Origin of the sequence: Paenibacillus sp. SAFN-117 (assembly GCF_051966115.1) — a bacterium.
Taxonomy (GTDB): domain Bacteria; phylum Bacillota; class Bacilli; order Paenibacillales; family NBRC-103111; genus Paenibacillus_L; species Paenibacillus_L residui.
Genome location: NZ_JBQCLK010000070.1, coordinates 1 through 5,466, shown reverse-complemented (window position 1 = coordinate 5,466; position 5,466 = coordinate 1). Strand labels below are relative to the sequence as shown.

The 5,466-nt window shown below is 41.7% G+C and carries 7 protein-coding genes; 5 read left to right on the top strand and 2 right to left on the bottom strand.

Annotated elements, in window-relative coordinates; all coding sequences use genetic code 11:
- Window positions 1-302 precede the first annotated feature (302 nt).
- Window positions 303-653 carry a hypothetical protein gene (locus tag ACTHRH_RS25435; protein ID WP_440418240.1) on the top strand — a complete coding sequence of 117 codons (351 nt, stop codon included), beginning with the start codon at window positions 303-305 and terminating at the stop codon, window positions 651-653.
- Window positions 654-898: 245 nt separating this feature from the next.
- Here the strand turns inward: ACTHRH_RS25435 and ACTHRH_RS25430 are convergent, their stop codons facing one another.
- Window positions 899-1,474, bottom strand: a complete 576-nt coding sequence (locus ACTHRH_RS25430; protein WP_440418238.1) for a DUF421 domain-containing protein — start codon at window positions 1,472-1,474, stop codon at window positions 899-901.
- Window positions 1,475-1,882: 408 nt separating this feature from the next.
- Window positions 1,883-2,365 (bottom strand): HIT family protein, encoded by a 483-nt coding sequence (locus ACTHRH_RS25425; protein WP_440418236.1) that lies wholly within the window; start codon window positions 2,363-2,365, stop codon window positions 1,883-1,885.
- A gap of 418 nt (window positions 2,366-2,783) precedes the next feature.
- On the opposite strand from ACTHRH_RS25425, the gene ACTHRH_RS25420 reads away from it, so the two are divergent.
- The 4 genes from ACTHRH_RS25420 (at window position 2,784) to ACTHRH_RS25405 (ending at window position 5,330) form a co-directional block, all read left to right on the top strand.
- Window positions 2,784-3,209: an NUDIX hydrolase gene (locus ACTHRH_RS25420; RefSeq protein ID WP_144937470.1), complete on the top strand. Its 426-nt coding sequence runs from the start codon at window positions 2,784-2,786 to the stop codon at window positions 3,207-3,209.
- A 147-nt stretch (window positions 3,210-3,356) separates the two neighbouring features.
- Window positions 3,357-3,731 (top strand): hypothetical protein, encoded by a 375-nt coding sequence (locus ACTHRH_RS25415; protein ID WP_144937473.1) that lies wholly within the window; start codon window positions 3,357-3,359, stop codon window positions 3,729-3,731.
- Between the two features lie 83 nt (window positions 3,732-3,814).
- A complete protein-coding gene (locus ACTHRH_RS25410; RefSeq protein ID WP_150960454.1) occupies window positions 3,815-4,258 on the top strand; it encodes a VOC family protein in 444 nt (147 codons plus the stop codon).
- A 115-nt stretch (window positions 4,259-4,373) separates the two neighbouring features.
- On the top strand, window positions 4,374-5,330 hold the full coding sequence (locus tag ACTHRH_RS25405; RefSeq protein ID WP_144937502.1) for a sigma-70 family RNA polymerase sigma factor: 957 nt from the start codon (window positions 4,374-4,376) through the stop codon (window positions 5,328-5,330).
- Window positions 5,331-5,466 lie beyond the last annotated feature (136 nt).

Genomic DNA, 5,466 nt, shown 5'->3' with positions numbered 1-5,466 from the left:
TGAACTTTCTCCTCATCGTTGCCATACAACTAAGAAACTCCTTTTTTGCTGTCTAATTTTCTTAGTCCATTATAGACTTTAATCGGAACGATTACCGCAGCGGGCCGCAGATTGCGCGAGAAGCGGGGCTTTTTATAGAAAATATCCACACGCCTATCAAAAACCAAAACAGCCTCTGGCTGGACAACCTGGAAGGCGAGGATCTGCATGGATTGACTCCTACAACAGCACGCAATGCCGGAAGTCAGTTGAAAGCCTATCCTCGCATCTCCTTTCAAATTATTTTAAAAGGAGTTGTCGGGATGAATTATCGGATTGAGAAACGGGATGCTTTTCAAGTTTATGGGTTGGAGGATATATACAATTACGATGATATTGCGAACCAACAAGGAATATCTATCCCGGAGGTTTGGCAAAACATAGGCAAGAATGGCGAGTTTGACAGATTACGCAAATCGGTAACCGGGGATTGGTGGCACGAAGGAAATTTCAGCAAGGAACTTGGAGCCGTTTTTGCAACGATTCCTACAAGTTCACAAGCAATAGCACTTTCCCTTATCTTATCGGGTGTTACAAATCGGAGAATAGCAAGGTCAATGGATATACAGTTGTTGATGTTCCGGCATCGACTTGGGCGGTATTTTCAACGTTAATGATGGGAATGGGAGCGGCAACTATGATCTGCGATCCTTAAAGAATCGAATATTTTCGGAATGGCTGCCCACATCAAATTTTAATGTTCTGGATGGCGGTAATTTCGAGATGTATTGTACAGACAAAGACGGTTATGAATATTGTGAGTTATGGTATCGAATTGAGGAAAAGCAAATAGGATAAATACTGCTCGCTCCGCTAATGTTCCTGGATGAAACGGGTATGGCAATGAAGCGTAAAGAGCTTATTGCAGGTTAGGGTCAATTGGGGTCGGATGGTGGTTTGTGCTTACTTCCTGGAAAAGGATGCTTTGTTCCATAGTTGTCTCGGGCTTCAAGCCAAGTATTCGTTCTAATTCTCCGACAGTTACTGGTTTGGCGTGCCTCATTAATTCGTAACCAACTTGACCATTGGGTTCAATTATAGCGGTTTTGACATCACTAATATTAGCAATGCCATTTTGTCTTAAACGTATTTCAAGCTGATCGACAGTCATACGAATGCTCCGAAGGTTCTTCTGCACGATTTGTCCGTTCTCAATGATCACCTTGGATCTCCCACTCATGAGTTTTTCGAACCAATCAAATTTCAGCTGTAAAAATTCAATGATTATTAGTGTAATAATGAAAACCGCTGCCGAGCCGATTGCTGTCCATAGTTGATTATTGGCAAGCGGTTGAACAATGGTCGTACCAATAGAAATCATGATAACGGTCGTAGCTACGCTCATTTGGGAGATCGATTTTCTTCCTGCTATACGTAAAAGTACCATTCCCGCGATGACTAGGATTGCGGACTTCCAAATCCAAGCTAAATCCATAAGTGTGCACTCCTCTGAGATAAGATTCATGATTTAGAATGGATGGATCTTCCTTAATTTATTCGTAAGGGAAATCTTCTCGGGGAAGACAAAGTTAGATTTTGAACCTAGTAGAAGAAGAAGGGATTTCCAATTTGTTAAATAATCAACTATAATAGGAGGAACATACATTCGGTATAGGAGAGGATTGTCATGAATAAAAAAGTATCCAACGACACGATTAAATTAACACCAGCACTACCCAAAAAGTACGAAAAAAATGGAATTTCACTTTCCTTCTCTGAAAATTGGCATAGCAGAATATGATGAAGGACCAACAGGATGCACTGTATTTTACTTTCCACATGAGGCGGGGACGCAGTGTTTAGCTGTGTAGATGCAAACTTGAACTAAATAGACGGTCTGATGTCAATTTAAAGCCCTCCTTAGTTTTTCTATACACTCAATTACGTGTTTAATGTTTGTTTCATCATTCATCGCATTTCTTGAATGTAGAAGTGCTGGTCTTAATGATTCAACGGAGTTTCCAAATGGTTTCATCCACTCATATCTCGGAACCATCCAAAGATGAAAATGATGAGTAGTATCCTCATTGTAAAAATAGTAAACATATTCGATCCCCAGTTCTTTCCTTTGGGCATCACGTATTTTTCTAACTAATTTCATATACCTGTTCGATTCATCCTCGGTTAATTCATCCATACAATAAAAGTGTCTTTTGGAAGCAAGGATTACCAATCCGGGGATAGGATAAGCGACATCCTGGTGAGCATGGAAGAATTCATCTTCATAAATTACGCCTCCAGTTGGTTCAATTAAACCGGCAGTTAGGGCGCAGCTTAGGTATTCAACTTCTACCGTCGTCCCATTGGCAAGTTGGATTCTCCTCATTCATAAACCCCCTTGAAAATATTAATGCCAGAGCATAGAGCCATACTTGATTCATTTCAATTGTTCTCTTGAAATCATGCTCGCTCTGTCCCTTCCTAAACGAACCCGTATTTTTTATCTTCTCCTAGCCATTATGGAGCCGACGAACAAGCAGAAGCAAGTCCTGCCCCTGATCAAGGGGTACCGTATTGCAGTACCTCCGCGCAAGCAAAGTGACCATATCCTGCTTCGTATTGTTAATCTCATTCTACATAACCTCCTGAAAAAGAAAACTGCCCCTCGAAGGTCTTGGCCCTTAATCACGAATAGGATAGATGTACTCAAATTGCTCGAACCTTTTTAAGCTGACCGGCAGTATACAGTAATGGGAAAATGTAGTAATCTGGTTTTATTAATTTTAAATGGGGAGGACGATGAAGTGGCTCCAAAACATATAGTTTCAGCGGCAACGATTGTGGTTAATGAGCGAAACGAAATATTATTGATAAAAGGACCTAGACGAGGATGGGAAATGCCGGGAGGGCAGGTTGAAGAAGGCGAATCTTTGAAAGATGCAGCGATAAGGGAAACAAAGGAAGAAAGCGGTATAGATATAGAAGTGACCAAGTTTTGCGGTATTTTCCAAAATGTAAGCGCTAGTATTTGTAACACTTTATTTTTAGGCAGACCCGTCGGAGGAGAATTAACAACTACCCCAGAGTCTTTAGAAGTAGGATTTTTTCCAATCGAAACAGCATTAGAGATGGTAACATGGGGAAATTTCAAGCAAAGAATCGAGTTTTGCTTGAATGAAGAACTTCATCCTTTTTACGTTGAATTTTCCATTCCGCTTAAGGATTGCTAGGGCGGCAACACCTTCTCAGGATATTATTGGTTTAGGATTGATCGAACTCATTCAGAAGGGCTATTTACAGGCACCCCATTTTGGGAATGAATCGGCTACAGAATATCTTGACACTTACCTTATATAAGTATACAAAGGGGCGGAAATATGAGAAAGATAGTAATTGGTATTCTAATAGTCTTTTTATACTGTTTTCCTTTTGTTTATTTTTCAATGTACCAAGATTTTGCCAACCATTCTATGCTCGGCTATTTAGTTATGATTGTAGCGACTTCGCTTCTCGCTTTCGTTGGCACACTTTTTAGTAATCCGATCTTTCTTGTTATTGGTAATATACTGTCACTAATCATTTCATATTATTTCTTAGGAGAGATGTCAGGGAACGAACGATGGGGCGGCTATTTTAAGCCACTATCCCCAAATCAATTGTTAATTTTGGTTAGTTTTTTGAATTTAATTCCGCAGCTCATCGCTATGAAATTATCTAATAGCTACAGAAATAAAATCAAAGTCGCTTCGTAACCGTGGCCGGGAGGCCGCACTGAATCCGCAAGGGAAGAAAGACGGAACGAAAAACAGCTATTTAAAAAAGGAGGATGTAAAATATGCAGAGCAAAAAAACGAATGATGCGGATGTGATCGGTTACTGCTGCATGAGATTTCCAGTCACGGATTTGAAAAGGTCGGTAGATTTTTATTGTAATGTGTTAGGCTTTGAATTGATTTCGGCTGATTATCAGTTTGGAGAGGCACATCTTGCGTTGAAAAATGGGAACGGTCCGGGTATTTTTTTGATGGAAACCAAGCCGGAAGATGTTACCCAATTGAAGTTTGTATTTCCTCGTTCATTCTTTGTCACAAGCAGCACGGGGCACGTGACGATGGTTGAGTTATTAACGAATGATTTGCTTGCGCTGCATGAACGGATTAAACAAGCGGGAGCCGATATAGATAAAGAACCCGTATTTACTAATGATTTCGGTTATTTCACCTTTTATGATCCGGACGGGCACTATATTCGGGCGGTCGAAGAAAGAGGCGTGTATTAATGTTAAAATGTTTCACGCATATTCGCCGGGGATTTTCAAAGGAAATCGCTGGTTTTTGTCGAATGTAGTATGATGTTAGACCGTCATCAGGCAATCGCTCATGAAGGGGGCTAAGATGAACGAAGCCGCACTTGATCTTGAAATATTTGAGAAGTTAAAACCGGAGTTAACATCGTTCTGCTATAGGATGCTGGGATCTATCGTAGACGCGGACGATGCCGTTCAGGAAACCTACATTCGCGTTTGGCAGAGCTGGAACTCATTCAGGCAACAATCTTCGCGCAGAACGTGGATCTACCGCATCGCGTCAAACGTATGTATAGACAAGCTGAGGCAAGCTAAACGCCGCGCCCTTCCTGTTGACATATTTGACCCGGCTGTTTCCATCATCGAACCTCGCGAGACGCTGCCCGAATCGTCATGGATTTGGCCTGCTCCGGATTTTGCAGATGACCCGGAACATATTGTCGTGCGGAAAGATACGCTTCAACTTTGCTTTATTGCCCTTTTACAAACGTTACCTCCCCGTCAACGTGCAGTGCTTATTTTGAAGGATGTGTTCGAGTGGTCCTCCAAGCAGATTGCGGAGACGCTAGGTATGACGCATGCAGCCGTGAACAGCGCCTTGCAAAGAGCGAGAGAGACGATGGGCCGGGCCGAGCTTCGCTCCGAAGAGCTCTGCATGATGGATGCTGTACCGGATCATGAGCTGCTCTCACGTTATGTGGATGCATTTGAGCAATTTGATATCTCTGCATTAGTGGCGTTGTTTCATGAAGAGGGATGCCTATCCATGCCGCCTTTCGAGATGTGGGTCCGCGGCAAGGACAATTTGTTCAAGTTTTTTACGCTAACTCGTTGGCATTGCGAAGGTTCCCGATTTTTGCCGGTTACGGTGAATGGCGGTTATCCCGCATTTGCGCAATATATGCCAAGTGACAATAAATCCATCTTAGTGCCTTGGGGCATTCACGTCGTTGAAATAAAAGACGGTAAAATTTTGCACATCCAAAATTTCATTAACACAAAATTATTTACTCGATTTGGGCTTCCCGAACAAATCCACCGATGAATTTCGTAAATTCATTTCGTCTAACCATATGAGAGACAAAATTATGATTATTATGAAAGACTGGACAGTGAAAAGTTCTTGTCGAAAAATTCATGGGAATAAAGGTTAAAGGTGCATACAGGAAAAGTAACCCAAT

Excerpts from the sequence above, each read along its gene's own strand:
- ACTHRH_RS25435 (WP_440418240.1), top strand. The coding sequence starts at position 303 with ATGAATTATCGGATTGAGAAACGGGATGCTTTTCAAGTTTATGGGTTG.
- ACTHRH_RS25430 (WP_440418238.1), bottom strand. The coding sequence starts at position 1,474 with ATGGATTTAGCTTGGATTTGGAAGTCCGCAATCCTAGTCATCGCGGGA.
- ACTHRH_RS25425 (WP_440418236.1), bottom strand. The coding sequence starts at position 2,365 with ATGAGGAGAATCCAACTTGCCAATGGGACGACGGTAGAAGTTGAATAC.
- ACTHRH_RS25415 (WP_144937473.1), top strand. The coding sequence starts at position 3,357 with ATGAGAAAGATAGTAATTGGTATTCTAATAGTCTTTTTATACTGTTTT.
- ACTHRH_RS25410 (WP_150960454.1), top strand. The coding sequence starts at position 3,815 with ATGCAGAGCAAAAAAACGAATGATGCGGATGTGATCGGTTACTGCTGC.
- ACTHRH_RS25405 (WP_144937502.1), top strand. The coding sequence starts at position 4,374 with ATGAACGAAGCCGCACTTGATCTTGAAATATTTGAGAAGTTAAAACCG.